The sequence below is a fragment of the Reinekea blandensis MED297 genome (assembly GCF_000153185.1).
In the GTDB taxonomy this organism is placed as follows: domain Bacteria; phylum Pseudomonadota; class Gammaproteobacteria; order Pseudomonadales; family Natronospirillaceae; genus Reinekea; species Reinekea blandensis.
Window position 1 is genome coordinate 1383 of the sequence record NZ_CH724154.1, and the last position, 22917, is coordinate 24299.

Here is a 22917-nt window from a genome sequence, read left to right on the forward strand (position 1 = left end):
CGTTTGCATCCTGTAATGGGTAGGTCGTTTCAGATGGACCGCCACGCGTCCACCGGCGGTTTCCGCGTAAATCCCGTAGGGGTAATCTGTACCTTTCGGCAGCTGACCGACACCTTCAAAGGCAATGACGATTTCAGTCATGTCGGGATCTTCCACTCGTATGCGGTACCAGTCGCCCTGGCGCTCAACCAATACCCCTCCGCTCAGTGTTTCGGGCTTCGCGGGCATGGCCAGCGAAAAACAGAGGTACTCGATTCGCTGATCCGATGGCACGGATAACGAGAGTTGCGCTGAGTAGGTCTGATCCTGCTGCTCAACTGAAAATTCGGCCTGCATATCATCTCCCGGTAAAAAAATACTAGAATGGTATTAAATTGGTATTGTCAAAGTCATATAAAGGTCGTACTCTATCGCGATAATTCAAAAAATACGAAATCATGACCGATACTCAACACTATTACATTGGCCTCGATGGCGGTGGTACCCGTTGCCGTGCCCGGATTGCCGACACTCAAGGTAACACCTTGGGCGAAGCGGTCTCCGGCAGCGCCAATGTCTTCCAGAATGCCAAACAAGCCTGGCAGTCGGTACAGAGTGCCATATCTGACGCTAATCAGCAGGCGGGGTTAAGCTCAAGCGAGCTGACTCAGGCGATCATAGTGGCCGGACTCGCAGGCGCTGAGGTTAACAGCTGTGCCAGCGAATTCCTCTCACTGGTGCAGGGATTTCAACATTTCACCCTGCTGACCGATGCTCAAATCGCCTGCCTCGGTGCTCATAATGGTCAAGACGGCGCAATTTACATTGTCGGAACCGGGGCCATTGGTATTGCTTTTGAGTCCGGTCATTGGCGTCGCGTCAGTGGCTGGGGGTTCCCGCTGGACGACATCGGCAGTGGTGCATGGCTCGGTCAACAGGCTGTTCGCGCCGCGCTGCGCGCTCACGATGGTGTGACACCAGCGTCCGACATGACCAATCAGGTCTGGGATCACTTTAACCACAGCAGTGAAAACTTACTGACCTGGTCCGGCTCTGCGAATTCCGGTGACTATGGTCAGTTTTCACCGCTGGTCACCCGGGCCTATAAAGCCGGGGACCCGGTTGCCCTGAACATTGTCCAGCAGCAGCTTGACTATCTGAGCGAACAAATGAATTCGCTGGTTACAAATGATCTGAGTTTGAGTTTAATGGGGGGGTTGTCTGATTGGATAGCACCATTGCTACCAATGCAGCTTCAAAACCGTCTAACCCCATCTCAGAGCGATGCACTGACCGGTGCCCTGAGATACGCACAACGAGGGATCAAACCATGAACACCAAAATCCGAAAAGAACAGGAACTGCTGGAGTTTTTGCGTCCGGACAGCAGCCGCGCAGGCTCGCTCTACACCCAATTAGCCCGCTCCCTGAGCCAGGCCATTCATGAAGGTATGCTTGAAGACGGCGATTTTATTCTGCCGCAGCGTGATCTGGCCGAAGCGCTGGGTGTGTCTCGCGTCACTGTGCGAAAAGCGATTGAAAGCCTGGTTAACGAAGGATTGTTAATTCAGCGCCAAGGCGCTGGCACCATGGTGACACGCGGATCAAAACAGTCCATTCATAAAAATCTGGCCGTATTGAACAGCTTTACCGAAGACATGAAGTCACGCGGCATGGTGCCATCGTCGACTTGGGTGTCGCGAACAACTGTTCAGGCATCGCCAAAAGAAGCCATGGCATTAAACCTGTCGCCGGGCAGTCTGGTCAGCCGGTTTATCCGAGTACGTTACGCCAGCGAAACGCCTATGGCTTATGAAATCGCCAGCGTACCGGCGAGCATCATTCCCGACGCCGAACAGGTCCAGGATTCGCTCTACACCACATTGGATAAAAATGAGGCTCGGCCAGTCCGTGCATTACAGACCATGACGGCTCAAAACGCGGACAATGCCGTCGCTGATTTTCTGAAAGTCGTTCCAGGTGATGCGGTGTTGTACATCGAACGCCAGGGGTTCAGCCAAAACAATGCCCCTGTGGAATTTACCCGCTCCTGGTACCGCGGCGACATTTACGACTTTGTAACCGAATTAAAACTGAATTAACGCCCGAGGGTAAGATATGAAGACAGCGCTTACCGGCGCCCGGATTTTTGACGGGACCCGATTTATTGATCACTCCGCTTTAATCGTTGAAGGCAGCACCATACACAGCATTGTCGCGGAGAATCAGCTACCGGAAGGCTGTCAGAAAAAAGGTCTGGACGGAGGACTGCTCACACCCGGCTTCATTGATCTGCAGATCAATGGCGGTGGCGGAATACTGTTTAACAACGACCCCTCTGAGTCCGCCCTGAAAACCATGACCGACGCGTTAGTGCCTTATGGCGTCACGCGATTAATGCCAACGCTCATAACGGACACGCCCGAAGTTACGACTAAGGCGATTGAAGCCGCCTGCGCAGCCCAAAAATCTAACCCGGGTGTACTCGGCATTCATGTTGAAGGCCCTTTTTTCAGTACATTGAAAAACGGCGTACACCGACGCGATCGCATTCGGGAACTGTCAGACTCGGACTGGACATGGCTACAGACGATGGCCTCCATTCCATCGATCCTGACCTTGGCTCCGGAACAGGTCAGCAGTCAGGACATTCAACGCATCGTCGACCTGGGCATCCGCGTCTGCGCTGGCCACACCAATGCCACTTACGATGATGTCCTCCGCGCCCATGATGCAGGTCAAAGCGGCTTCACCCACCTGTTAATGCCATGCGACCCATGACTGGCCGGGAACCCGGCGTCGTTGGCGCTGCATTTGCTCTGGACGATACCTGGACCGGCTTAATTACCGACGGCATTCACGTCCACCCGGGATCCATTCGTCTGGCTCTTAAAAACAAGGGATTTGAAAAGATCTTCCTGGTCAGTGACGCCATGGCCACCGTTGGCAGCACTCAGAAGTCATTCGAGCTTTATGGCGAGCGGATTGAAGAACAGGACGGTCGACTGGTCAATCAGGAAGGTCGACTGGCTGGTAGCGCCATCACGTTACTGGACGGCATCCGTTACTGCATTCAGTCCATGTCCCTGCCGCCCGAACAGGTATTGGCAATGGTCACGCGCGTACCCGCCAGCTATATGCAGCTGGAACAGCAACACGGACAACTCCGTGACGGTGCGATTGCAGACATCTGTTACCTGGATGACGACTACAACGTTCAAGGAGTCTGGCGGGAAGGCGAACCGATTTTCACTAAACAAGAGGCAAACAGATGAGAATTGTCGTACTGGATGACGCTCAAGCCGTCGCCCGTTTCGGAGCGGATACCATTGGCGAACAACTGTCCGCCAAACCAGAGTCCGTCCTGGGTTTGGCAACAGGGTCATCCCCACTCCCCCTGTACCAGGAACTGATCAGTGACTATCAGGCTGGAAAAATCAGCTTCAAGTCGGTGCGGACCTTTAATCTGGATGAGTACCTGGGCTTGCCGGGAGATCATCCTCAAAGCTATCGGCACTTCATGAACAAACAACTGTTCAATGAGGTTGATATTGACCTTGATAATACCGAAGTTCCCGACGGCATGTCCAAAAACCCTCTGGCGTTTTGTGCCGCCTATGAAGAGCGAATGAAACAGGCCGGCGGCGTCGATCTGCAACTGCTGGGCATTGGTCGTAATGGTCACATCGGATTTAACGAACCCAGTTCCAGTCTGGTCAGCCGCACCCGGGTTAAAACCCTGACACGTGATACCGTGGAAGCGAACCGACGTTTTTTTGCACCGGGTGAGTTCCAGCCACATTTGGCCATCACCATGGGAATCGGCACAATCATGGAGGCGCGTTCCATTCTGTTACTGGCCACCGGTACCGATAAAGCCAAAGCCATCGCAGAAGCCGTTGAAGGTCCGATATCCGCGTCCAGCCCAGGTTCCATTCTTCAGATGCATGCCAAAGTGACCGTCGTGGTCGATCGGGAAGCCGCACAGGAACTGAAAGACGTCGCGTTTTATCAATACATTGAACAGGAACAGCAGCGTTTGCTTGACGCCATCCGCGCCTGATCTCTCCCCCGGTAATCTTGTGATTACCGGGCTCTATTTTTGACGCTTTATTCCACCTTTTTGACAACTTCCCGATCATCCTCCTTGTTTTGGTAACCTCTGGTCACCGGTTTTGTGAACGTCACCTTTCTGGCCGTAACACTGGCCTCGTTTGTGTTACCTTTCTGCAACCTTAAGTAACATCGCGCTCCTTACAGATTGCTTACAAAATGACCAATACGTCGTAACTCATTGTTTTTTAAGGATTTTTAAAATCTGGCACAGGCACTGCAATATACTGGGCGCAACGCAGGAAAGCCCATCAACAAAAACAAAAACCGGGCACCTCGACACAGCAGCCCCATCTAAAAACAAAAAAAAGGGGCAGCTTATAACAGAGCAAAAAAACAACAATAAAAACCAACACAAGAAGAATAAGCTCTCCAACGCCTGCAGAAAGTGCTGTTACGGCCGGCAATCATTGCCGGCCAGCCTGTCTTCCCCCGCCTTGAGTAGCTAAATAACCACTTTTTATATACACTGCGCGCTCCTTAAAACCCTTACCGAATTCGAATACTGATACATGGTTGTTCAATGGATTAAACGCTGGCTTTCCACGCCAGAAGAAAGTGACAGCCACCTGGTGACTGTTGAACGGGATCAACACAAGGTTTCTCGCAAAGGCATCAGTCACAATGCACTGAAAGTTCTCTATCGATTGCAAAACTCAGGGCATGAAGCCTATCTGGTAGGCGGCTGTGTGCGAGATCTGCAATTGGGCTTGTCGCCCAAAGATTTTGATGTCGCCACCGATGCCACCCCCGAACAGGTTCGTAAACTGTTCAGCAACTCCCGCATTATCGGCAGACGATTTCGTATTGTGCACGTCACCTTTGGCCGGCGAAATTATCGAGGTCACGACCTTCCGCAGTTCCGCGGATGACAATCACAGTGATCAAAAGCAGTCAGAAGAAGGCTTGCTGCTGCGGGACAATGTCTACGGGCAACCTCGAAGACGACGCCAAACGACGTTGACTTCACCATCAACGCCATGTATTACACAGCCCAAGGATTTCAGCATACGGGCATTTCCCCGTGGCATGCAGGATCTGGAAGACCGGATCATCCGCATCATCGGTGAGGCCGAAACCCGCTACCGTGAAGACCCGGTACGCATGCTTCGTGCTGTGCGTTTTGCCGCCAAACTGGGCTTTACCATGGCGGAAGACACTGAAGGCCCCATCAGTGAACTTGGCCCTTTGTTGACTCACATTGCGCCTGCGCGTTTGTTCGATGAAGTGATCAAGCTGCTGATGTCCGGCCACGGTCAGCAAACCTGGCAACTGTTGAGCGATTACGACTTGGTTGAACCACTGTTTCCCCTCACCCATCAGGTGATGCAAAACAGTGATGACGCGTACTACCCCAACTTTTTGTCGCTTGCGTTACGCAATACTGACCGGCGTATTAATGCCGGAAAACCGGTCACCCCCGCATTCCTTTATGCCGCATTATTGTGGCCGGCGGTTCGAGAACAGGCGCAACACAACCTGGACATGGGGTCACCCGAAATGCCAGCCTGGCATAAAGCCATGGCACAGGTATTGGAGCGCCAGGTGAAAACCATTGCGATCCCTAAGCGGTTCTCGATCCCGATGAAGGAAATCTGGGAACTGCAACTGCGCTTGCCTAAACGACGGGCACATCGGGCGGAGCAGGTTTTTGCGCACCCGAGGTTCCGCGCCGCTTACGATTTCCTGTTGCTGCGTGAAGAAGCGGGCGAACAACTGGGCGGGTTGGGCCAGTGGTGGACTGAGTATCAGGAAAATAACCCTGAACAGAGGGTCTCGATGCAAGACAATCTGAAAAACACGCCTAAGCCCCGCAAACGTCGCCGTCGGCCACCGCGCAAACGGACCAATGACAACAGCTGAGGTGTACGTTGCGCTGGGCAGTAACCTGGCGTTACCCAAAGAACAGATCCGCCAGGCGTTGGCTACGCTCAGCCAGCACAGCGACTTGGAAGAATTTCGTTGTTCCCCCTGGTATCGGACTGCGCCCATTGGTGGCCCGGCTGACCAACCTGACTACATTAACGCCGTGTGCTCATTTTGGTCTCAATTACCACCCGATGCGCTGCTGACGTTGTTGCAAAACATCGAACAGCAGCATGGGCGAGTCCGCGATGCACGCTGGGGCGCCCGCACACTCGATCTCGACATTCTCTGGATCGAAAACTTCACCTCCGACACCAAACGGTTGACCGTTCCCCACCCTCGCGCTCATCAGCGCGCGTTTGTACTCCAGCCCTGGCTCGATTTAGCACCTGGCGACATTCGGCTGCATCAACAAACACTGACTTATTGGCGAGAGCAATGCGCTGACCAGTTCGTTGAACGGCTAAACCCCCGAGAAATTGACGTCGAAACTTGACTTAAACCGGGACAATCGCAACCATTCGCCACCTCGATCACATAACAGGCGTCTGATTCATGCCGAAAACCATCACAGTGTCTCAAATCAAGCAGCTGGTCAGCGACGGACAGAAGTTCACCATGCTGACCGCCTACGATGCTACGTTCGCATCCATGTTTTCCAAAGCCGGGGTTGAAACCCTGCTGGTCGGTGACTCGCTTGGCATGGTTTGCCAGGGCCAGGAATCAACCGTTCCAGTGACCATGGACGACATGGTCTATCACACCCAAGCGGTCAGCCGCGGTAATGAAGGTGCGCTCATCGTTGCGGACCTGCCATTTAACGCCTATAGCCATCTCGAACAAGCGGTAAACAATGCTGGTCGCCTGATGCAGGCGGGCGCGCACATGGTCAAGCTGGAAGGCGGTGCCTGGTTGTGTGATGCCGTGCAGGCCATGAGTCGCGCCGGCATTCCAACCTGTCTGCATCTGGGGCTGACTCCGCAATCGGTCAACAAGTTTGGCGGTTACAAAGTGCAGGGGCGCGATGATGCCGCAGCCCAGACCATGATTAATGACGCCCTGGCTCTGGTAGAGGCCGGCGCTGATTTTATATTGCTGGAATGCGTTCCGGCAGACCTGGCACGAGCTATTACAGAAACTGTGTCAGTTCCGGTCATCGGTATTGGCGCTGGCGCCGACACTGACGGACAAGTGTTGGTCAGCTACGACATGCTGGGATTGACACAACACCGGCTGCCCCGTTTTGTCAAAAACTACATGGCCGACGCGGGGAACTGGGAGACAGCGGTCGATCAGTATATTAAAGAAGTGAAGTCGGGAGACTTCCCAACCGCGGCTCACGCTTTCGAGTAAACTGCCATGATCATTGCTGAAAATCTCACGTCTTTGCGCGAAGAACTGCAAAAAGTTCGCGCCGCCGGTAAGACCATCGCGTTTGTGCCGACCATGGGCAACCTGCACGAAGGGCATCTGGCATTGGTTAAAAAGGCCCGGGAAAAGGCGGACTTTGTCGTCTCGTCGATTTTTGTCAATCCGACTCAGTTCGGCGAAAATGAAGACTTATCGGCATACCCGAAAACGTTGGAAGCCGATAAAAAACATCTCATTGCTGATGGCTGCGGCCTGCTCTATCTACCCACCAACGACATTATGTACCCGAAGCCGGACCTGACCCGGGTTTCCGTCGACAAGGTTACCACCCTGCACTGCGGTGCCAGTCGCCCGGGCCATTTTGTGGGTGTGGCAACCATCGTTCTGAAACTCTTTAATCAGGTTCAACCGGACGTTGCGGTGTTTGGCTTAAAAGATTTTCAGCAGTTCACCGTCATTCGAACCATGATCGATGATCTGTTTCTGCCCATTGAGATTGTTGGTGTCGATACCGGACGCGCCGATGACGGCCTCGCGCACAGTTCACGTAACAACTACCTGACCGCAGAAGAACGGGAAATTGCGCCAAAGCTGTACCAGACGCTGCAACAGACGGCCGACGCCATTCGCACAGGTAAACGCAGCTTTGCCGAACTGACGCGCGAAGCCAAAGAATCCCTGCACAACGCCGGGATGACACCGGATTATTTCAACATTTCGCGTCAAAGTGACCTCGAACCGGCCACCGAACAGGACCGACACCTGGTCATCCTGGCCGCGGCGTTCCTGGGCAAAGCGCGATTAATCGATAATATTACGGTCGAATTGGAACAATAAGAGCAAATGAGGGGCGAAAGCACCTCATTGGTCAACAATTCATGAAGCTGGTTTCAAATTGGTGCCGCATCCGTACAATAGGCCCCGATTTTGGATGAGCGACCTGACCTTCGGGTGACTTTACAGAGGAGAAAGCTGTGGATCTCATCATGCTGAAAGCCAAGTTACATCAGGCGCGCGTAACCCACGCGGTACCGGATTATGAAGGCTCCTGCGCCATCAGCGGTGATCTGCTGGACATGGCAGGAATCCGTGAATACGAACAGATTCAGATTTACAACATCACCAACGGCGAGCGTTTTACAACCTATGCCATTCGAGGTGAAGAGGGTGAAGGCATTATTTCGGTGAACGGCGCTGCGGCACTGAAAGCCAATGTCGGCGACCGCATTATCATCTGCGCGTATGCTAACTTCAGCGAGAAAGAGCTGGAAACGTTCAAACCCAGCATGGTGTATATGAACGCCGACAACAGCGTCAGCCATACGGCGAACGCCATTCCGGTTCAACTTGCGTAAGACAGTTGCAGGCGGTTAGCGATTAGCTGCAAGTTGAAGATAGTTTAAAAAGCTGGCGGATTGCTGGCTTTTTTTGTTTTGGGCTGCGGGAGACAGCACCACTTTTAAGAGCTGCCCTGCAAGCGACCTTCTGATGAAGGCCAGCTATCAGCGGATTGCTAGGTCAGGACTTTTCGCGTCAAAGTTCCAGGTCTTTAAATCTGATAGCTGACAACTAACCGCCTCCTTCTACATCCCTGCAAAATTCCTCCCCCGAAAAGACCTGACAGGTGTCAAAAACTTCCGGATTAAACGGCCCAGCGGTGGTTTTTGAGCCAGATTTGTAATTAAATTACACCCCAATTTCTTCAATGGCTCAGGAATCCAAGCTATGTCACAGTCCCCTACGCAACTGCCTGCCTGGCAGACGCTGATCGATCATCAGAAATCCATGGCCGATGTTCATATGCGCGATCTGTTCCGTCAGGATGCGCAGCGTTATGACAAGTTCAATGTCAATGCGGCGGGCATCGCATTGGATTACTCCAAAAACCGCGTAACCGAAGAAACCCTGAAACATCTGATCGACCTGGCTGAACAGGCAAAGCTGCCTGAAGCCATCCAATCGATGTTTAACGGTGATGTTCTGAACCAGAGTGAAAACCGCTCCGTTCTGCATATTGCGCTGCGCAATCGTTCCAACCGCCCGATTAATGTTGGTGGTGAGAATGTGATGGACACCGTGAATGCGACATTGAATAAGATGAAAACGTTCGCTGCTCGCGTACACAGCGGTGATTTTGCCGGCAGCACCGGTAAAAAACTGCGTACCATTGTTAATATCGGGATCGGCGGCTCTTTCCTTGGACCTAAGGTCGTCTCTGACGCGCTAACCCCATATTGGCAGGAAGGCTATGATCTGCGTTACATCGCCAACATCGATGGCACCGATTTCGCCGAAACGGTCAAAGATCTCGATTACGAAACCACCCTGTTCATTGTCGCGTCCAAATCATTCGGGACTCTGGAAACCCTGAAGAATGCTGAAGCCGCCCGCGAGTGGTTCTTTCAGCAGGGTGGCAAACCCGAAGAAGTGAAGAATCACTTCGTCGCGGTTTCTACCAACATCCCGGCAGCAACCGGGTTCGGCATTGAAGAAGAAAACATGTTCCCGATGTGGGACTGGGTGGGTGGTCGTTACTCGCTTTGGTCAGCGATTGGCCTGGCGCAGATGATTGTTCTGGGTGCCGAGACCTTTGAAGCGCTGCTTCAGGGCGCGCACAACATGGACGAACACTTCCGCACAGCGCCCCTGGCTGAGAACCTGCCGGTGATTCTGGGCATGCTGGGCATCTGGTATCAGAACTTTTTCGGCGTCGAATCGCATGCGGTACTGACCTACGACGAGTACCTGCAGGACCTGCCAAACCACCTGCAACAGGTCGATATGGAATCCAACGGTAAGCGCGTCACACGCGATGGCGGTGACATCGACTATCAGACAGGCGCCATCATCTGGGGTGGCACCGGCACCAATGGTCAGCATGCTTATCATCAGCTGATTCACCAGGGTACCCGCCTGATTCCGGCTGACTACATCATGCCGTACCGCTCGCATAACCCGGTGGCCGATCACCATCCATGGTTGTTCGCCAACTACCTGGGCCAGCAGCAGGCGATGTTGGAAGGCAAAACCGAAGCCGAAGTGGTTGCAGAACTCACCGCCAAAGGCATGGATGAAGAAAAAGCCAAATGGCTGGCGCCACACAAGGTGATTCCGGGTAACCGTCCTTGCAACAGCATCACCTTTGAAAAGGTCACACCAGAAATTGTTGGCGCCTTGATTGCCATGTACGAACACAAAGTCTGTGTGCAGGGCATCGTTTGGGACATCAACAGTTTCGACCAATGGGGCGTAGAATTGGGCAAAGTACTCGGCAACGCGGTTTACGATGCCATTGAAAGCGGCAACACTGACGCTTACGACAGCTCTACGGCAGCGCAGATCGCGGCGTTCCGAAAAGCGAATAGCTGATAATTGCGGGCTGCGGGCTGCGGGCTGCGGGCTGCGGGCTGCGGGCTGCGGGCTGCGGGCTGCGGGCTGCGGGCTGCGGGCTGCGGGCTGCGGGCTGCGGGCTGCGGGCTGCGGGCTGCAATTTATTGTTAAAAGCTGGACCTTGGTGTCCAGCTTTTTTTGTTCTTAAAACCTGTGGTTCTTCAACCTAAGCAGGAAGTGCATGCGGCCTCCACTAACAGCTTGAAGCTAACCGCTATTAACTGCCCCTTCTGCCCAAAAACGTCAGCCTTTGCCCAAATCCGCCAATCGCTTGTCAGCTTTATCGATTCAGTGCGCCACGAAATTTACATTGAGTTACATAATTTTACCCGGAAGCCAGCATTTTGACTGGACTGTGATACATTTTTAGAAATAATGCGAAACCTGTCACACTAATTGCACTATACCTGACAAGTGGTAAGTCAACCGTCTACTGGCTTCTCCATGTCATACCGATAAAACAGGAATCGTCTGAACCATGAAAAAACGTCTTCACAGCTCGGGTTTCACCCTGGTCGAACTGGTCATTGTTATTGTTATTCTGGCGGTACTGACCGCAACCGTGTTGCCCCGTTTTGTCAATCTGGAAGAAAAAGCTACCGAGGCCGTGCTAAAAGGAGCACTCACCTCTATTAAATCGGCCGCTCGTATTGGTAACGTTTATGCGCGAACCCAAACGGCAGATAGTGATGGCGACGTAGACGTGGATGGTACCGAAGTGTTTATGGTCAGAAACTATCCGGCTGCACGCTCAAATGACATCCGTACCTCGTCAGCGCCTGGGGCGTTTGCTGGACTGGTTGATCTGTTAGAAATTGACCCTGGCGTGTCAGTTACTTACAGCGAAGCCAGCAATACTATTAACCGTACGGATGTCGCAGACACGATTCTGATCCTGCATGCCGGTGACCGCTGTGTCAGCTACCAGCCACCGCAGGCAGGCGATGAAGATCCAAACTATTCTTCGGGGGTTTTGACCTACGATGCCAGTAGCAACACTTGCTCGTAATGAACCGAACTGATTTAACACAACATCCATGCGAAAGTTAAAGTAATTTCTTAAGTTTGCTTTCCAGCACTGACTGAAACGACTAAACTTTCGCCCATTGTTTACTGACCAAAAGGTTTATATATATGAAAAAACAACAAGGTTTTACTCTGATTGAGCTGATCATGGTGATCGTAATTCTGGGCATATTGTCGGCGTTTGCTTTGCCTCGGTTTGCGGATTTGAGTGACAATGCTGAGAACTCAGCAATTGAGGGCGTTTTAGGCGCAGTTCGTTCCGCGTCATCTATTGCACATGCAAATGCTTTGGCGAACTCTGATTCTACGGAAACATCTCTCGAGGGCACAGTTATAGCGCTAGTAAATGGATATCCTGATGCTAATGGCGCTGGAGCTTCTCCAAACGGAGCCTCTGGAACAGGGTATGGGATATCAGAAGCTGCGAGCCTAGATGGTGTTCTGGTCCTTCATGAAACTGCTACGGGCTTTGGCACAACAAGAACCGATGCAAACGATTCGATTCTTATTGCACTTGAAAGTCGAATAGGTTCTCCGTGCTTCACTTATCAAGAAGCAGCTACCGACTCTACACCTGTCATTTCCGACATTGGAAGCCTAGGAGAAGGTACAACTGATTCAGGCTTGGCTGATGCCGATAACACCTGCAGTTAACATCTATTAAACGAGGACCCCCAACGAAATTAGATCGTAGTCTTTTTTACTGTTGAGGATTCTTGATGAGAGCAAGAAACGGTGGCTTTACGCTCATAGAGCTTATTATAGTACTAGTTTTAATCGCAGCACTTTCAGCGATAGCTATGCCCCGTTTCTTTGACTCTCGAACCTTCACCTCCTACTTCAACCAATCCGAATTAGAAAGCGCATTATCCTGGACACGCAACCGCGCCATCACCACTCAGTGTGCTCACGAATTCCGCATTACCACCACCGGCTGGTTTGTCCTGCGCGACGATGATCGTGATGCCGCAACCAACAATGATTGTTCATCACAAACCAACCAACCCAGCTGTGCGGCTGACGAACATTTTAATTTTATTTATCGCAACGATGACGACATCCTTGCCGATCTCAGTGGGAATGCAGTTGCCGGTTCTGACATCACCTCTGGTACGTTCCAACGTTTGATATTCACGGCCGATGGTCAACTCTATCTGCTGACATCCGCGCCTTCAGATACCACTACCGGTTGTACCAGTCTGTCCGGGGTCAGCCCGATACCGAACAACAGCTCGTTAGCCTTAAATGGCCTGACACTCACCATCGACGGAACAACAGCATTCGTGGCGGTGCAGTGATGATGGAGAAGAAGGCCGCTCGCAAGCAAAACCGGAGCTGTTTATTTTCGACAAGTGGAAACGGTTTCCAGTGGTTCCCAGTCATGATCGCGAGCAGGGCTCGCTCTTACAGGGCAAAACATTACGGTGTTTTTCCCGCAGCCCGCAGCCCGCAGCCTGCAGCCAAACACCAATCCGGCGTCACCCTTGTTGAACTGATCATCGCCATCGTGATCATTTCCATCGCCTCGATTGCCCTCTTGCAAGGGTTAGGTTTACAGACACAACGCAACGTCGACCCGATGATTCAGTCACAGGCCAATGCGCTGGCACGCCAGTATCTCGAAGAAGCTTTGAGCCGTTCGTTTTTTGATCCAACGGCAGATCCGAGAGTCGATCCGTCCATCACACAGGCACAGGCAACCGCTGCCGTCCGGGACATCAGTTCTCGCACTGCGAATCCAACAAACCGGCTGGCGTTTAACAACGTCTATGAGTACAACGGGTTCAGTCAGCCGATACAGGCACCGAATGGCACAGGTATTCCTGAACTGTCGGGGTACTCAGTATCGATTTCTGTCGACCTGTCAGGAGGCTTAACACTGGGTTCGGTCAGTAATCCAGCCGACACCAATAACTGCCCAGCATCTATAATGCTCGTCACGGTTACGGTCTCGGATCCTCGTGGACAATTGACGGTTTTAAACGGTTACCGGACAAGTTATTTCGATACGTCCAGTCGGTATACGGGGTGCTGAGGATGAACAGGAACCTAACCCGCAACGGCTTCACGCTGACCGAACTGATCATGGTCATCGTCATCCTCGGCATCATTTCTGCGGTGATTACCCCTCTGATCGGCAACAAGTTCGGTGCCGTTGCACAATCAACCAAACGCGCCTATTGGGTGCAACAAGGCGAGTATGCTTTTCAGACTCTAACGCTGGATCTTGCCCGCTCGGTACCTAGTTCCGTGTTCACCAGTGAACCGGACAATTCAAAAGATCAGGTCGTAGAATTTCTCGGCTCGGCATCCGGAGCCGACCTGAATGCGGCCAGATATCGCAATCGTCAGCTGTCTGGCCAGGATCGGTTGCAAATCAACAATGACAACAGTTTCGATATCTTTGGCCGTTTTTCGTCGGCACCGGGCTGGGTCAGCATTGGCTTACTTTCTTCAACGGAAGCTAGACAGGACTGGACTCAAGCCCAGGCCAACGCAAACGATGTTCGTTTTGCTCCGGTCGCATCAGTCACGGCGGGCACCGGAGAAAATGGCAGCCCGGTCAGTAATGTGCAACTCAATACCAGCGTTAACGCCTCCTATCGCTTCGGTGCTCACTCACCCTACTTCCGTGCTTATTTCTTCGATGGGCCCGTCGGCTATGAATGCGATACATCAGACGGGATTTTGTATCGGGTCAGCGGCTATACCTCACTGGCGATCGGGAGCTCATTTAGCGCCCGGACGGCAACCGCGACCAAAGATCGGGTCATCACCAACCTGACGGATTGCGAGTTCCGCCTACTGCCTGGCTCGGCCTATTCCCCTCCCACGCTGAGAATTGATCTTGAAATCGGTGATGGCAATGAAAGTATCCGCTTAATCGACACGATACCACTGAGGAACGCGTCATGAAGCCAAAACAACAAGGCGTCGCCCTCATTGCCGCGATTTTTCTGATTGTCATCATTGGTGCCGCCGTTATTTTGCTGGCGAGCCTGAGCACACGGAACGCTCAACAGACCACACAAAGTCTTCTAAAAACCCGTGCAGAACAGGCGGCTAATGCGGGTATTGAAGCGTCCGTTCAACGCCTGATTGAAGACATCAGCAGTACATACCTTTGGTGCGATGGATCGACGGCGAACGTCGCGGTTCCGGCCTATACTGACTTTACTGTGCTGGTCACTTGCACACAGCATGAATATCATCGGACATCCCAGCCTGTGACACTGATTTATCTAAGCGCGACTGCCGAGTCTGGCTCAGTAGACAGTGTTGATTATGTTTGGACGGAAACGATGGCGACGTTGGAGTTGTAGTTCGTGAAATCTCGTAATTTTCTGAGACAGTGGCTCTTGACGAGTTTCATCCTGTCGTCATTGATACTCTTCGCGGGCAACTCAGTTGTATACGCCGCTGTGCTCTCAGATGATTTTGAATCCCAAAACTATTCGGGCAGTACCGGTGATACCAACTGGCCTTCTGATTGGTTCGAAACTCAGGATAATAATAGCTCCAATAGTGGTGATGTTCGGGTTGCCCGATTCAATGGCGGATCGAACTACTTTGTCGCCATGGAGAATGGACCTAATGCCATAGGCAGAAGTGCAGATCTAAGCTCTTATTCTGAAGCTTCGCTGTCATTCGAGCATCGCCCAAGCTCGCCTGGTAATGAATCGTATACGATTGAAGTTCAGTTTCGAGAGAATGCTAGTAGCCCTTGGACGACCCAAAGAACTTTAAACGCTTCACCGACCGACTTTACCACCGAGTCCATTGAAATTCCGAGCAACTTTCACACTAGCGGGTTTTCATTCAGATTTCTATCCTCTGGCAATTTAGGGACATATTTCAGCTGGAGTGATTTTAGGTTGTATACAGAATACTTTCTTCTCGACAACGTCACCCTCAGTGCTACTGAAAACATTTCAATCCCTGTCCCTATCCTGGAATACCACTTCGATGAGCCCGGCTGGAACGGCAGAGCCGACGAAATCATTGACTATTCGGGTAATGACAATAACGCAGTGGCCGATGCCACCAGTCTGACCACTACCGATGCCGACGGGGCCATCTGCCGCGCCGCCAGTTTCAATGGCAGTGATCAGTTCATCACGGCTGATGATTTATCCGCGTTACGCGACACCGCCACCATGAGTTTCTGGATTAAAACAGCTCAAGCAGGAAGTAATCAGCCGTATAATTCACCGGGTGTCACTGGTATCGAACAAAGTGGTGGCGTAGATGACATCTTCTGGGGCTGGCTCAACCAAAACGGGCGCATCGGGCTGTCGGTTGGTAACGACAATGCTGCGGTTTCCACAATCAGTGTGAATGATGGCGATTACCACCATGTGGTTTTGATTCGCGATGCCAACCTCGATACCTATCGAATTCTCATCGATGGCGTCGAACGTGGCAGCGGAAACTACAGTGGCAGTGGTATTGCTGACGTTATTGGCAACAGTTTTGACAGCATCGGGAGAATCGAGGATACCGCCGGTTCTCCGCTGTATCTTGATGCCCTGATCGACGAACTACTCGTTTTTGATCAGATACTTACTGATACACAAGCACAACAAATTTTCACCCTGCAATCTAACGGGCAAAACCTCGATGGCTCCATCCGAGACTGCTCACCACCACCGCCAGCAGTTTGTTTCACCGATAATTTTGATCGTGCCTCATTGGACAGCGACTGGGCCGTGACCAGCCGCAGTGGAGCTTTTGGTCTGCCCCGCATCGTTAACAACCGCCTGCGGATTACCGATAACAGCGGCAACGTCTCTACAGCCGCCACTCTATACCGGTTATTTCCCAGCGCAGGAAATCGCATCGTTGTTGAGTTCGATTACTATGCCTACGGCGATCCCTCCGATGGTGGTGATGGTCTGGCGCTGGTATTTTCAGATTCAGAAATCGTTCCTCAACCAGGGGGGTATGGCGGGTCATTGGGCTATGCCCAAAAAGACGGAATTTCCGGTTTTGCCGGCGGCTGGATGGGCATCGGTTTGGATGAGTACGGTAACTTCCTGAACCGGAATGATGGCAATAAAGACGGCGGGTTCACCACCCGCGTTCGAGAAACCATCACCATTCGTGGTTCCGGCAGTGGTACCGATGGCTACAACTACATTACCTCAAATGGCCAAGTGCCAGGCAGTAACGTATTGCCCACCAGTCTGAACCCGACAATTGAAAACAATACGGGGCATCGCTATCGCGTAACCATTGACCACGCCAACGGCGTTAATGCCTGGGTACGAGTTGAGCGGGATATCGGCAGCGGATTCAACGATGTGATAGCCACCTTCGATCTGCTGGCACAAACAGGCCAGGACGCCATTCCAACTCGTATGTACATGACTTTAACCGGCTCAACCGGCGGCGCGACCAACGCACACGAGATTGATAATCTCAATGTTTGCGCAGATGTGATCGAACGGGTGGACGTCGTAGATCATTATGAACTGGATCGAAATGTCGACCAGGGGCTGACCTGCGAAGCCGTCCAGGTGGCTTCACGCGCCTGCATGGATCCAAACTGCAACACACAAATCAGTGGCCTGATCAGTACCGAGTTTGCACCGGCCACTGGCTGGGAAGCGTCCAACATAAAAACCGATTACACCAGTGGTGAAGTTTTCAACTATCGACAAACCGTTGCCGGTGATTACACCTTCGACGTCATCAGTTCTACGCCGGCCATTCGTCCATTGAGTACCGACCCGGTACTTTGCTTCGTCAATGGTATTCAACAGTCCGATTGCGACATCACTTTCGTTGATGCGGCCTATCGTTTCTTTACCGATGCCACGGCACCTGCATCACCGGTGAGCACTTTCGACCTGGTCGCCGGAGAGGCCACTTCGCCTTTCTACCTGCGAGCCCTGCGCACCGATCCGGATACAGGCGTCTGTCAGTCGCTGTTCACGAATGCCAGCCTGGCCTCACAGCTCGGGACGACCTGTTCCAATCCAAACACCTGTGTCAGTGGGGCGAATGTTACCTGGGACGATTCAGTTTCAGGCGGAACCGCCGTATCGAATACCGGAACCACGTCGAAAACGCTGACCTTTGGCTCGAACAGTACCTCCACCTTTGGCCTATCCGCCCCCGAAGTCGGCATCCAGCCTTTAGCCGTAGCAACCGAACTGCCCGATGCCGATGGTAACCCCAGCGGTGAGTTTATCCGCGGTACGGTCAATTTGCGGGTACGGCCAGCCCAGTTAGAAGTTTTTGATGTTCGCAACGGCTCGACTATTAATGACGGCAATGGTGTTCTTGCCGCCGCGGGAGAACCCTTCACCTCAGCCATTCGAGCGCTCGATGTAAACGGCAACATCTTACAGAACTTTGCTGAAACCACCGGACTTTATGCTGTTGATTGGAGTCTGAGTACCCTGAATGCTCCCTCAGGAGGGGTATTCGGAACACTCTCTGGTAATGCCGTTAACCAGTCAGACGCAACCCGATGGCAAGCGGCAGACCGCGACGGAAATGGCATAGATGAAACGCTGGCTCCCGCTGTCGATGGGTCCGGGCTGCCACTTGGGATAACCTACAGTGAAGTTGGCCGGATCAACCTGGTGGCACAAATCGAGAACTATCTCGGCTCTGGGTTCGCGGTAAACAGCCTTTCTGATCCAATAGTCACCGGGCGGTTTACACCTGCTTATCTGCAAGTCAGCGAGAACACGCCCGGCAATGCCGAATGGGGCAGCGATAGTGCTCTTTATCAGGGACTTACAGAGCCACTGACCGGCTTGAGTTATCAGGTTCAGGCCTACAGCCGCAACGATACGCTGTTACAAAATTACGTGGGTGAGTTTGTTGACTTTGACTCCGTGGTTTCACCACTGGACGTTCCTGCAGGTACCAACACCGAAGGCAATGGTTACAGCAGTAGCGGTGCCGGAATCAGTAGCGAATCCCTCATCTGGACCATCGACGGAGACAACGACACCGATGGTGTGCTGACCTTCAACGCCGATCTCGCCAATGTGCTCTGGTCCCGTAAAACCGGTTTACCTACCGCTGATGACACCTTGCAAAGCATCGACACCCTAACACTTTCCGCGTCAGCCTTTACCGACGCGGACGGTATCTGTGTGTCGGCTTCATCATCACCGGCTTGCCAGAACGTGACATTGGATATTGATGATCGATCTCTTTACTACGCCCGCCTGAGTTTACCTGATCAGGTAGACGGCACGAACACCAACGCCTTTGTCCCCATCACTCTGGAATACCTGAGTTCGGTCAACGCTGGCGAACCAACCTTTTCAGTGCAAGCGCTGGAAAACGACCTGAACAACGGCGTTTTTGCCGGTCTGACACACAACACTTCTCAAGTATGTACACTGCTCAACTGTCCACCCGATCTGAGTAATACCCAGTTCAGTGGGCCAACCGGCTCAGGAAGCACACTTGAGAGTGGCTTGGGTCTTTGGACGCTGACGCTATCGGACACCGGGTTGGTTGAGGTCAACGGTGATGTACCCGCCTGGCTGACGTGGGATTGGGACAACAGCGGTGTGTTCAGAGCTGATTCAACCTTACTGCTGTTCGGCAACTATCAAGGGCGAGCGCCGATTCTGTTTACTCTTCCGGGAGGTCGATAATCGATCTCACAGTATAGCAAGGCGGGAGTTTTTTACGCCCGTCAGACTGATGACAAAGCTACCACCGAGCTGGAGACGATGAAAGGTGGCTCTCAAATGGACATCGAAAACATGGCGGTCCGGCGTTCCGGTGTTTTCGTCGAGCGTATCAGGTGGTCCGGCATCCCGGCGATACTTGCAGCGGTCCATTTGAGAGCTATCTTTTAATCGGCGGGGTTTATAAGCAAACTGGCGGGCGTTTTTTACGCCCGTTTTTGCTGCAAGGGCCACAACAACGCTTCACTCTGCCGTTCTGGATCAAAATTAAGCAGACCGTCGTAGTTGAATCCGCGCCAGGAAGATAAGTAGCGGCGCAAACGGCCAATGTCCGGGCAACGCTCCGGTATTAGCACAAAAGCACCCTGATTATCGATCAGGTGCCAGTAAACTTCATCGTTCAACACCTTGAGCGTGGCCGCTCCCAAATCGTCAATATCACATCGACTCAAGGCACCGCCCGGCCGGTAATAGTGCAGAATGCCATCTTCGATCAGGATGGAATGTACCGGTTGCTGTTCCGATTTCTGGCTTCGCCAAAACGTCATACTTATCTCGCTTCAAAGTCAGGAAGACCGGCTAACGGGTCTTCGGGGTCATCGTCTATTCGGTCAAACTGCAACGTCACCCGACGGTTTTGTGCTCGTCCGGCGGCTGTTTCGTTGCTGGCAATCGGGTACCGCTCACCGTGATAGCGGGTCAGGATCATTGCCGCATCAATACCGGCATTAACGAGATAATCCGTCACCCGATAGGCGCGCCGCTCAGACAGGCGTCGGTTGTCGTATCGCGTGCCGACACTGTCACTGTGGCCATCCACATAGATGGCAGTAATCAATGGGTCCGCTTTCAAATAGGTCACAATGTCATCCAGTTGCGAACGGGCACGGGCGTCCAGACCATCGCCACCCCCGTCAAAACGCACCGTGGACTGTCGGATCTGCTCAAAATTCACCGGCAGCAACCCGGCCTGGCAGGCGAGATAGTCGTTGTAATAGGCTTTGAAATCGACGGGCGAAATTTGCACGCGAACACGGTCATCGCCAAACTTGGCTTTCCGCGTCAGCGTCGGTGCCATACCAAGCCCCAGTTCATCCATCATGCGACCGGCTCTGGCGGTCTCTACCCGTATCGGGATCTGACGATCGCGGACATTGACGTAGCCCAATTCCGTGGTCAGGGCACTGGAGCGCCAGGCAGGTGCTTCAACGGTCAAGGCCGCCTGGCCTTCGGCCATCAGATTCCGGGTCGATTCCAGATAAAACTCCAGCGTTTCGCCAGCTTGATGAAAAAAAACGGCCAAGCCATATTGAGGGATCGGCTGATAAAACCGGCAAAAATAAATGTTGGCTTCAATGCGCCACTCGGTATCGGTCAGACCTGTGCCGAAGTCGGCACTGCGAGCCGGCACACTGATGCTCACCAATATTGTCACTAAAAATAGGGAAACTAGCTGCCTGTAATCGGTCATAGCCTGCCGCTTTTTACCTTTGTGTCATGAATACAGTCAGTATTGCAAAGCTCAGACCAGTTTCGACTGTTATTTCACAGTCAGATCATTAACATGGTGCGTCCAGTTGTTACCCCCCTCTCGATGGAGTCTGCGTGTCTGATACCCCCAACCCAAACCTCATGTGCGAACGCTTCCGTGGCTACTACCCTGTGGTCATCGACGTTGAAACGGCTGGTTTCAATGCCAAAACGGACGCGCTGCTGGAAATTGCCGCGGTCACGCTGAAAATGACCGATGATGGCTGGCTGGAGCAAGACGAATGTCTGTTTTTTAATGTCGAACCCTTTGAGGGCGCGAATCTGGAACAGGCCGCACTCGATTTCACCGGTATTGATCCACACAACCCACTGCGCGGCGCAGTCGATGAAGGCGATGCGCTGAAAGAAATATTTAAAATGATCCGCAAAGGTATGAAGGCCGCAGGCTGCAAACGCGCCATTCTAGTCGGTCACAACGCCAACTTCGATCACAACTTTCTGTTTGCGGCGGCAGAACGGGCGAACAATAAACGTAACCCGTTCCACCCATTCACGACCTTCGATACGGCCGCGTTATCCGCCCTGGTTTATGGCCAGACTGTTTTGAAACGTGCCTGCCAGGCGTCTGGCGTTGAGTTCTCTGATAAGGAAGCTCACAATGCCGAATACGACACACGTAAAACTGCAGAGCTGTTCTGCAACATGATCAATCAATGGAAAACTCTGGGTGGCTGGCCACCGGCACCGGTTGAATCCACCGAGAACGCAGAATCAGGAGACAATGAATGAAATGCATGGCTGACCTCTGTGTCATTCCGTTCAATGGCAACATCTCCGTCGCTGACGAGATCGCTCAATGCCATCGGGTACTGCAGCGTTTCAACCTTGATATTCAATTACACGGTTATGGCACCAACCTATACGGCGAATGGGACGAGGTGTTCGCCGCAATTAAGGCATGCCATACTGAACTGCACGATCAGGGCATCGTTCGCATATCCTCGACGATCAAAGTCGGAACCCGAACCGACAAGGATCAGACCATTCAAGACAAGGTTGATGCAGTGGACCGACGCCTGGGCGAATAACCCGGGCATCAAAGGAACGCGGAGCGTGCTTTATGAACCCACCAGACCTCAATGGACTGGCTCTCTTTGTCGATATTATTAACCATGGTTCGATCACCTCGGCGGCCAACGCTTCAAAACGTCCTAAATCGACCCTGTCGCGCCAACTCAGTGAGTTTGAAGAACGATTGGGTGTGCGTCTCATCGACCGCACCACCCGCACGCTTGCACTGACCGAAGCCGGTAAAGCGCTTTATGACCAGGCCGGGACATTGGTCGAAGAGCTGTCTGAAATTCAAACCGCCATTGGCGCGTACCAACGCCACCCGAAAGGCGACCTTTCGCTGTTGTGGCCACAGGAACTGTTCACCGAACAGATGGCCGATTTGATTACCGAGTTCCTGGATGCCTGGCCACAGATCAATATTCAGGGAACCCAGTATGTGGGGTACGAACCCTCACTGGAACGACACTACGATCTGCACTTCATTTTGCATCAGCAACCCTTAACCGCCAGCGATTGGATCGGCCGCTCATTAATGAGTATTCCGGTTGAGCTTTACATGGCCCCTTATGCCCAGTTTGACGCCCCGACGACGTTAAAAGAACTCAGTCACAGCCCGTGTATATTGCAGAGTAACGAGCACGAATGGCTGTTCCGGCGGTCAACGGGCAGTGTTGCGGTTCCGGTGATGGGACGATTGACGTTGAACAGCCCGGAACTTCGGATGCGCGCCGCCATACGCGGCCAGGGCATTGTCCGTCTACCGGCGTATCTGGCGGAATCAGCCGTTCGGCAAGGGGCGTTAAAGCCATTGAGTTTCGCGGAAAAGCCACTCGCAGAGCAACTGACGGTTGTTTATCGGTCCCGTCAGTTACCATTGAAAACCCGGTTATTTCTGGAGCACTTCCAGAATCACATTGGTCGATTGTACAGCCGGCTTTGAGCGA

The 22917-nt window shown here is 52.7% G+C and carries 26 protein-coding genes; 22 read left to right on the forward strand and 4 right to left on the reverse strand.

Going from position 1 to position 22917, the window contains the following annotated elements; translation table 11 throughout:
• Nucleotides 1–336: hypothetical protein (locus tag MED297_RS22345; RefSeq protein ID WP_008047310.1), on the reverse strand; the 336-nt coding region annotated here is incomplete at its 3' end.
• Nucleotides 337–437: 101 nt separating this feature from the next.
• On the opposite strand from MED297_RS22345, the gene MED297_RS17550 reads away from it, so the two are divergent.
• From MED297_RS17550 to MED297_RS17630, 19 genes are all read left to right on the forward strand, one after another.
• A complete protein-coding gene (locus MED297_RS17550) occupies nt 438–1313 on the forward strand; it encodes a glucosamine kinase nucleotide-binding domain-containing protein (RefSeq protein WP_008047313.1) in 876 nt (291 codons plus the stop codon).
• Complete coding sequence (locus tag MED297_RS17555; RefSeq protein WP_008047314.1) at nt 1310–2080, forward strand: GntR family transcriptional regulator; 771 nt, start codon at nt 1310–1312, stop codon at nt 2078–2080. Before MED297_RS17550 ends, MED297_RS17555 begins: the two co-directional genes overlap by 4 nt.
• Before the next feature lie 16 nt (nt 2081–2096).
• Nucleotides 2097–2759: an amidohydrolase family protein gene (locus MED297_RS21560; protein ID WP_008047316.1), complete on the forward strand. Its 663-nt coding sequence runs from the start codon at nt 2097–2099 to the stop codon at nt 2757–2759.
• Entirely contained in the window at nt 2747–3253 is a 507-nt protein-coding gene (locus tag MED297_RS21565; RefSeq protein ID WP_154650996.1) for an amidohydrolase family protein, read from the forward strand. The genes MED297_RS21560 and MED297_RS21565 overlap by 13 nt, the downstream gene beginning before the upstream one ends.
• Complete coding sequence (gene nagB, locus MED297_RS17565) at nt 3250–4041, forward strand: glucosamine-6-phosphate deaminase (protein ID WP_008047320.1); 792 nt, start codon at nt 3250–3252, stop codon at nt 4039–4041. Before MED297_RS21565 ends, nagB begins: the two co-directional genes overlap by 4 nt.
• 562 nt (nt 4042–4603) lie before the next feature.
• Nucleotides 4604–4963 (forward strand): poly(A) polymerase, encoded by a 360-nt coding sequence (locus tag MED297_RS22565; protein WP_008047322.1) that lies wholly within the window; start codon nt 4604–4606, stop codon nt 4961–4963.
• Complete coding sequence (gene pcnB, locus MED297_RS17570; protein ID WP_237613463.1) at nt 4914–5954, forward strand: polynucleotide adenylyltransferase PcnB; 1041 nt, start codon at nt 4914–4916, stop codon at nt 5952–5954. The genes MED297_RS22565 and pcnB overlap by 50 nt, the downstream gene beginning before the upstream one ends.
• Entirely contained in the window at nt 5941–6453 is a 513-nt protein-coding gene (gene folK, locus MED297_RS17575) for a 2-amino-4-hydroxy-6-hydroxymethyldihydropteridine diphosphokinase (protein WP_008047325.1), read from the forward strand. The genes pcnB and folK overlap by 14 nt, the downstream gene beginning before the upstream one ends.
• A 59-nt stretch (nt 6454–6512) precedes the next feature.
• Nucleotides 6513–7310 (forward strand): 3-methyl-2-oxobutanoate hydroxymethyltransferase, encoded by a 798-nt coding sequence (gene panB / locus MED297_RS17580; RefSeq protein ID WP_008047327.1) that lies wholly within the window; start codon nt 6513–6515, stop codon nt 7308–7310.
• A 6-nt stretch (nt 7311–7316) separates the two neighbouring features.
• The gene (gene panC, locus MED297_RS17585) at nt 7317–8165 is read left to right on the forward strand and encodes a pantoate--beta-alanine ligase (RefSeq protein WP_008047329.1); all 849 of its coding nucleotides are present in this window, start codon (nt 7317–7319) and stop codon (nt 8163–8165) included.
• Nucleotides 8166–8302: 137 nt separating this feature from the next.
• On the forward strand, nt 8303–8683 hold the full coding sequence (gene panD / locus MED297_RS17590) for an aspartate 1-decarboxylase (protein WP_008047333.1): 381 nt from the start codon (nt 8303–8305) through the stop codon (nt 8681–8683).
• A 370-nt stretch (nt 8684–9053) separates the two neighbouring features.
• Entirely contained in the window at nt 9054–10697 is a 1644-nt protein-coding gene (gene pgi, locus MED297_RS17595; RefSeq protein WP_008047335.1) for a glucose-6-phosphate isomerase, read from the forward strand.
• A gap of 499 nt (nt 10698–11196) precedes the next feature.
• The gene (locus tag MED297_RS21570; protein WP_008047337.1) at nt 11197–11727 is read left to right on the forward strand and encodes a type II secretion system protein; all 531 of its coding nucleotides are present in this window, start codon (nt 11197–11199) and stop codon (nt 11725–11727) included.
• Between the two features lie 125 nt (nt 11728–11852).
• The gene (locus MED297_RS22665) at nt 11853–12398 is read left to right on the forward strand and encodes a type II secretion system protein (protein WP_008047339.1); all 546 of its coding nucleotides are present in this window, start codon (nt 11853–11855) and stop codon (nt 12396–12398) included.
• Between the two features lie 65 nt (nt 12399–12463).
• Nucleotides 12464–13042, forward strand: coding sequence for a pilus assembly FimT family protein (locus MED297_RS17610; RefSeq protein ID WP_083779477.1), 579 nt, complete (start codon nt 12464–12466; stop codon nt 13040–13042).
• Between the two features lie 83 nt (nt 13043–13125).
• A complete protein-coding gene (locus MED297_RS17615) occupies nt 13126–13779 on the forward strand; it encodes a prepilin-type N-terminal cleavage/methylation domain-containing protein (protein ID WP_008047342.1) in 654 nt (217 codons plus the stop codon).
• A 2-nt stretch (nt 13780–13781) separates the two neighbouring features.
• Nucleotides 13782–14660, forward strand: a complete 879-nt coding sequence (locus MED297_RS17620) for a type II secretion system protein (RefSeq protein ID WP_008047343.1) — start codon at nt 13782–13784, stop codon at nt 14658–14660.
• Nucleotides 14657–15067: a hypothetical protein gene (locus tag MED297_RS17625; protein WP_008047344.1), complete on the forward strand. Its 411-nt coding sequence runs from the start codon at nt 14657–14659 to the stop codon at nt 15065–15067. Before MED297_RS17620 ends, MED297_RS17625 begins: the two co-directional genes overlap by 4 nt.
• A 552-nt stretch (nt 15068–15619) precedes the next feature.
• Nucleotides 15620–19372: a DUF6701 domain-containing protein gene (locus MED297_RS17630; RefSeq protein ID WP_008047345.1), complete on the forward strand. Its 3753-nt coding sequence runs from the start codon at nt 15620–15622 to the stop codon at nt 19370–19372.
• 6 nt (nt 19373–19378) lie between these two features.
• On the opposite strand, the gene MED297_RS22170 is transcribed toward MED297_RS17630, so the two are convergent.
• Genes MED297_RS22170 through MED297_RS17645 form a run of 3 tightly spaced genes read right to left on the reverse strand, consistent with a single transcriptional unit; the run spans nt 19379 to nt 20831 of the window.
• On the reverse strand, nt 19379–19642 hold the full coding sequence (locus tag MED297_RS22170; protein ID WP_237613464.1) for a hypothetical protein: 264 nt from the start codon (nt 19640–19642) through the stop codon (nt 19379–19381).
• Nucleotides 19615–19956 (reverse strand): hypothetical protein, encoded by a 342-nt coding sequence (locus MED297_RS17640; protein WP_008047347.1) that lies wholly within the window; start codon nt 19954–19956, stop codon nt 19615–19617. Before MED297_RS17640 ends, MED297_RS22170 begins: the two co-directional genes overlap by 28 nt.
• Nucleotides 19957–19958: 2 nt before the next feature.
• Nucleotides 19959–20831 carry a flagellar protein MotY gene (locus MED297_RS17645; protein WP_161599315.1) on the reverse strand — a complete coding sequence of 291 codons (873 nt, stop codon included), beginning with the start codon at nt 20829–20831 and terminating at the stop codon, nt 19959–19961.
• A 209-nt stretch (nt 20832–21040) separates the two neighbouring features.
• Here MED297_RS17645 and rnt point away from each other — a divergent pair, with 209 nt between their 5' ends.
• Genes rnt through MED297_RS17660 form a run of 3 tightly spaced genes read left to right on the forward strand, consistent with a single transcriptional unit; the run spans nt 21041 to nt 22913 of the window.
• The gene (gene rnt / locus MED297_RS17650; RefSeq protein ID WP_008047349.1) at nt 21041–21688 is read left to right on the forward strand and encodes a ribonuclease T; all 648 of its coding nucleotides are present in this window, start codon (nt 21041–21043) and stop codon (nt 21686–21688) included.
• Nucleotides 21685–21987, forward strand: coding sequence for an MTH1187 family thiamine-binding protein (locus tag MED297_RS17655; protein WP_008047350.1), 303 nt, complete (start codon nt 21685–21687; stop codon nt 21985–21987). The genes rnt and MED297_RS17655 overlap by 4 nt, the downstream gene beginning before the upstream one ends.
• 32 nt (nt 21988–22019) lie before the next feature.
• Nucleotides 22020–22913, forward strand: a complete 894-nt coding sequence (locus MED297_RS17660; RefSeq protein WP_008047351.1) for a LysR family transcriptional regulator — start codon at nt 22020–22022, stop codon at nt 22911–22913.
• Nucleotides 22914–22917 lie beyond the last annotated feature (4 nt).

What these genes read in the sequence shown, in the direction of transcription:
- MED297_RS17550 (WP_008047313.1), top strand. Translation starts at nt 438, where the DNA reads ATGACCGATACTCAACACTATTACATTGGCCTCGATGGCGGTGGTACC.
- MED297_RS17555 (WP_008047314.1), top strand. Translation starts at nt 1,310, where the DNA reads ATGAACACCAAAATCCGAAAAGAACAGGAACTGCTGGAGTTTTTGCGT.
- MED297_RS21560 (WP_008047316.1), top strand. Translation starts at nt 2,097, where the DNA reads ATGAAGACAGCGCTTACCGGCGCCCGGATTTTTGACGGGACCCGATTT.
- MED297_RS21565 (WP_154650996.1), top strand. Translation starts at nt 2,747, where the DNA reads ATGCGACCCATGACTGGCCGGGAACCCGGCGTCGTTGGCGCTGCATTT.
- nagB (WP_008047320.1), top strand. Translation starts at nt 3,250, where the DNA reads ATGAGAATTGTCGTACTGGATGACGCTCAAGCCGTCGCCCGTTTCGGA.
- MED297_RS22565 (WP_008047322.1), top strand. Translation starts at nt 4,604, where the DNA reads ATGGTTGTTCAATGGATTAAACGCTGGCTTTCCACGCCAGAAGAAAGT.
- folK (WP_008047325.1), top strand. Translation starts at nt 5,941, where the DNA reads ATGACAACAGCTGAGGTGTACGTTGCGCTGGGCAGTAACCTGGCGTTA.
- panB (WP_008047327.1), top strand. Translation starts at nt 6,513, where the DNA reads ATGCCGAAAACCATCACAGTGTCTCAAATCAAGCAGCTGGTCAGCGAC.
- panC (WP_008047329.1), top strand. Translation starts at nt 7,317, where the DNA reads ATGATCATTGCTGAAAATCTCACGTCTTTGCGCGAAGAACTGCAAAAA.
- pgi (WP_008047335.1), top strand. Translation starts at nt 9,054, where the DNA reads ATGTCACAGTCCCCTACGCAACTGCCTGCCTGGCAGACGCTGATCGAT.
- MED297_RS21570 (WP_008047337.1), top strand. Translation starts at nt 11,197, where the DNA reads ATGAAAAAACGTCTTCACAGCTCGGGTTTCACCCTGGTCGAACTGGTC.
- MED297_RS22665 (WP_008047339.1), top strand. Translation starts at nt 11,853, where the DNA reads ATGAAAAAACAACAAGGTTTTACTCTGATTGAGCTGATCATGGTGATC.
- MED297_RS17610 (WP_083779477.1), top strand. Translation starts at nt 12,464, where the DNA reads ATGAGAGCAAGAAACGGTGGCTTTACGCTCATAGAGCTTATTATAGTA.
- MED297_RS17615 (WP_008047342.1), top strand. Translation starts at nt 13,126, where the DNA reads ATGATCGCGAGCAGGGCTCGCTCTTACAGGGCAAAACATTACGGTGTT.
- MED297_RS17620 (WP_008047343.1), top strand. Translation starts at nt 13,782, where the DNA reads ATGAACAGGAACCTAACCCGCAACGGCTTCACGCTGACCGAACTGATC.
- MED297_RS17625 (WP_008047344.1), top strand. Translation starts at nt 14,657, where the DNA reads ATGAAGCCAAAACAACAAGGCGTCGCCCTCATTGCCGCGATTTTTCTG.
- MED297_RS17640 (WP_008047347.1), bottom strand. Translation starts at nt 19,956, where the DNA reads ATGACGTTTTGGCGAAGCCAGAAATCGGAACAGCAACCGGTACATTCC.
- rnt (WP_008047349.1), top strand. Translation starts at nt 21,041, where the DNA reads ATGTGCGAACGCTTCCGTGGCTACTACCCTGTGGTCATCGACGTTGAA.
- MED297_RS17655 (WP_008047350.1), top strand. Translation starts at nt 21,685, where the DNA reads ATGAAATGCATGGCTGACCTCTGTGTCATTCCGTTCAATGGCAACATC.
- MED297_RS17660 (WP_008047351.1), top strand. Translation starts at nt 22,020, where the DNA reads ATGAACCCACCAGACCTCAATGGACTGGCTCTCTTTGTCGATATTATT.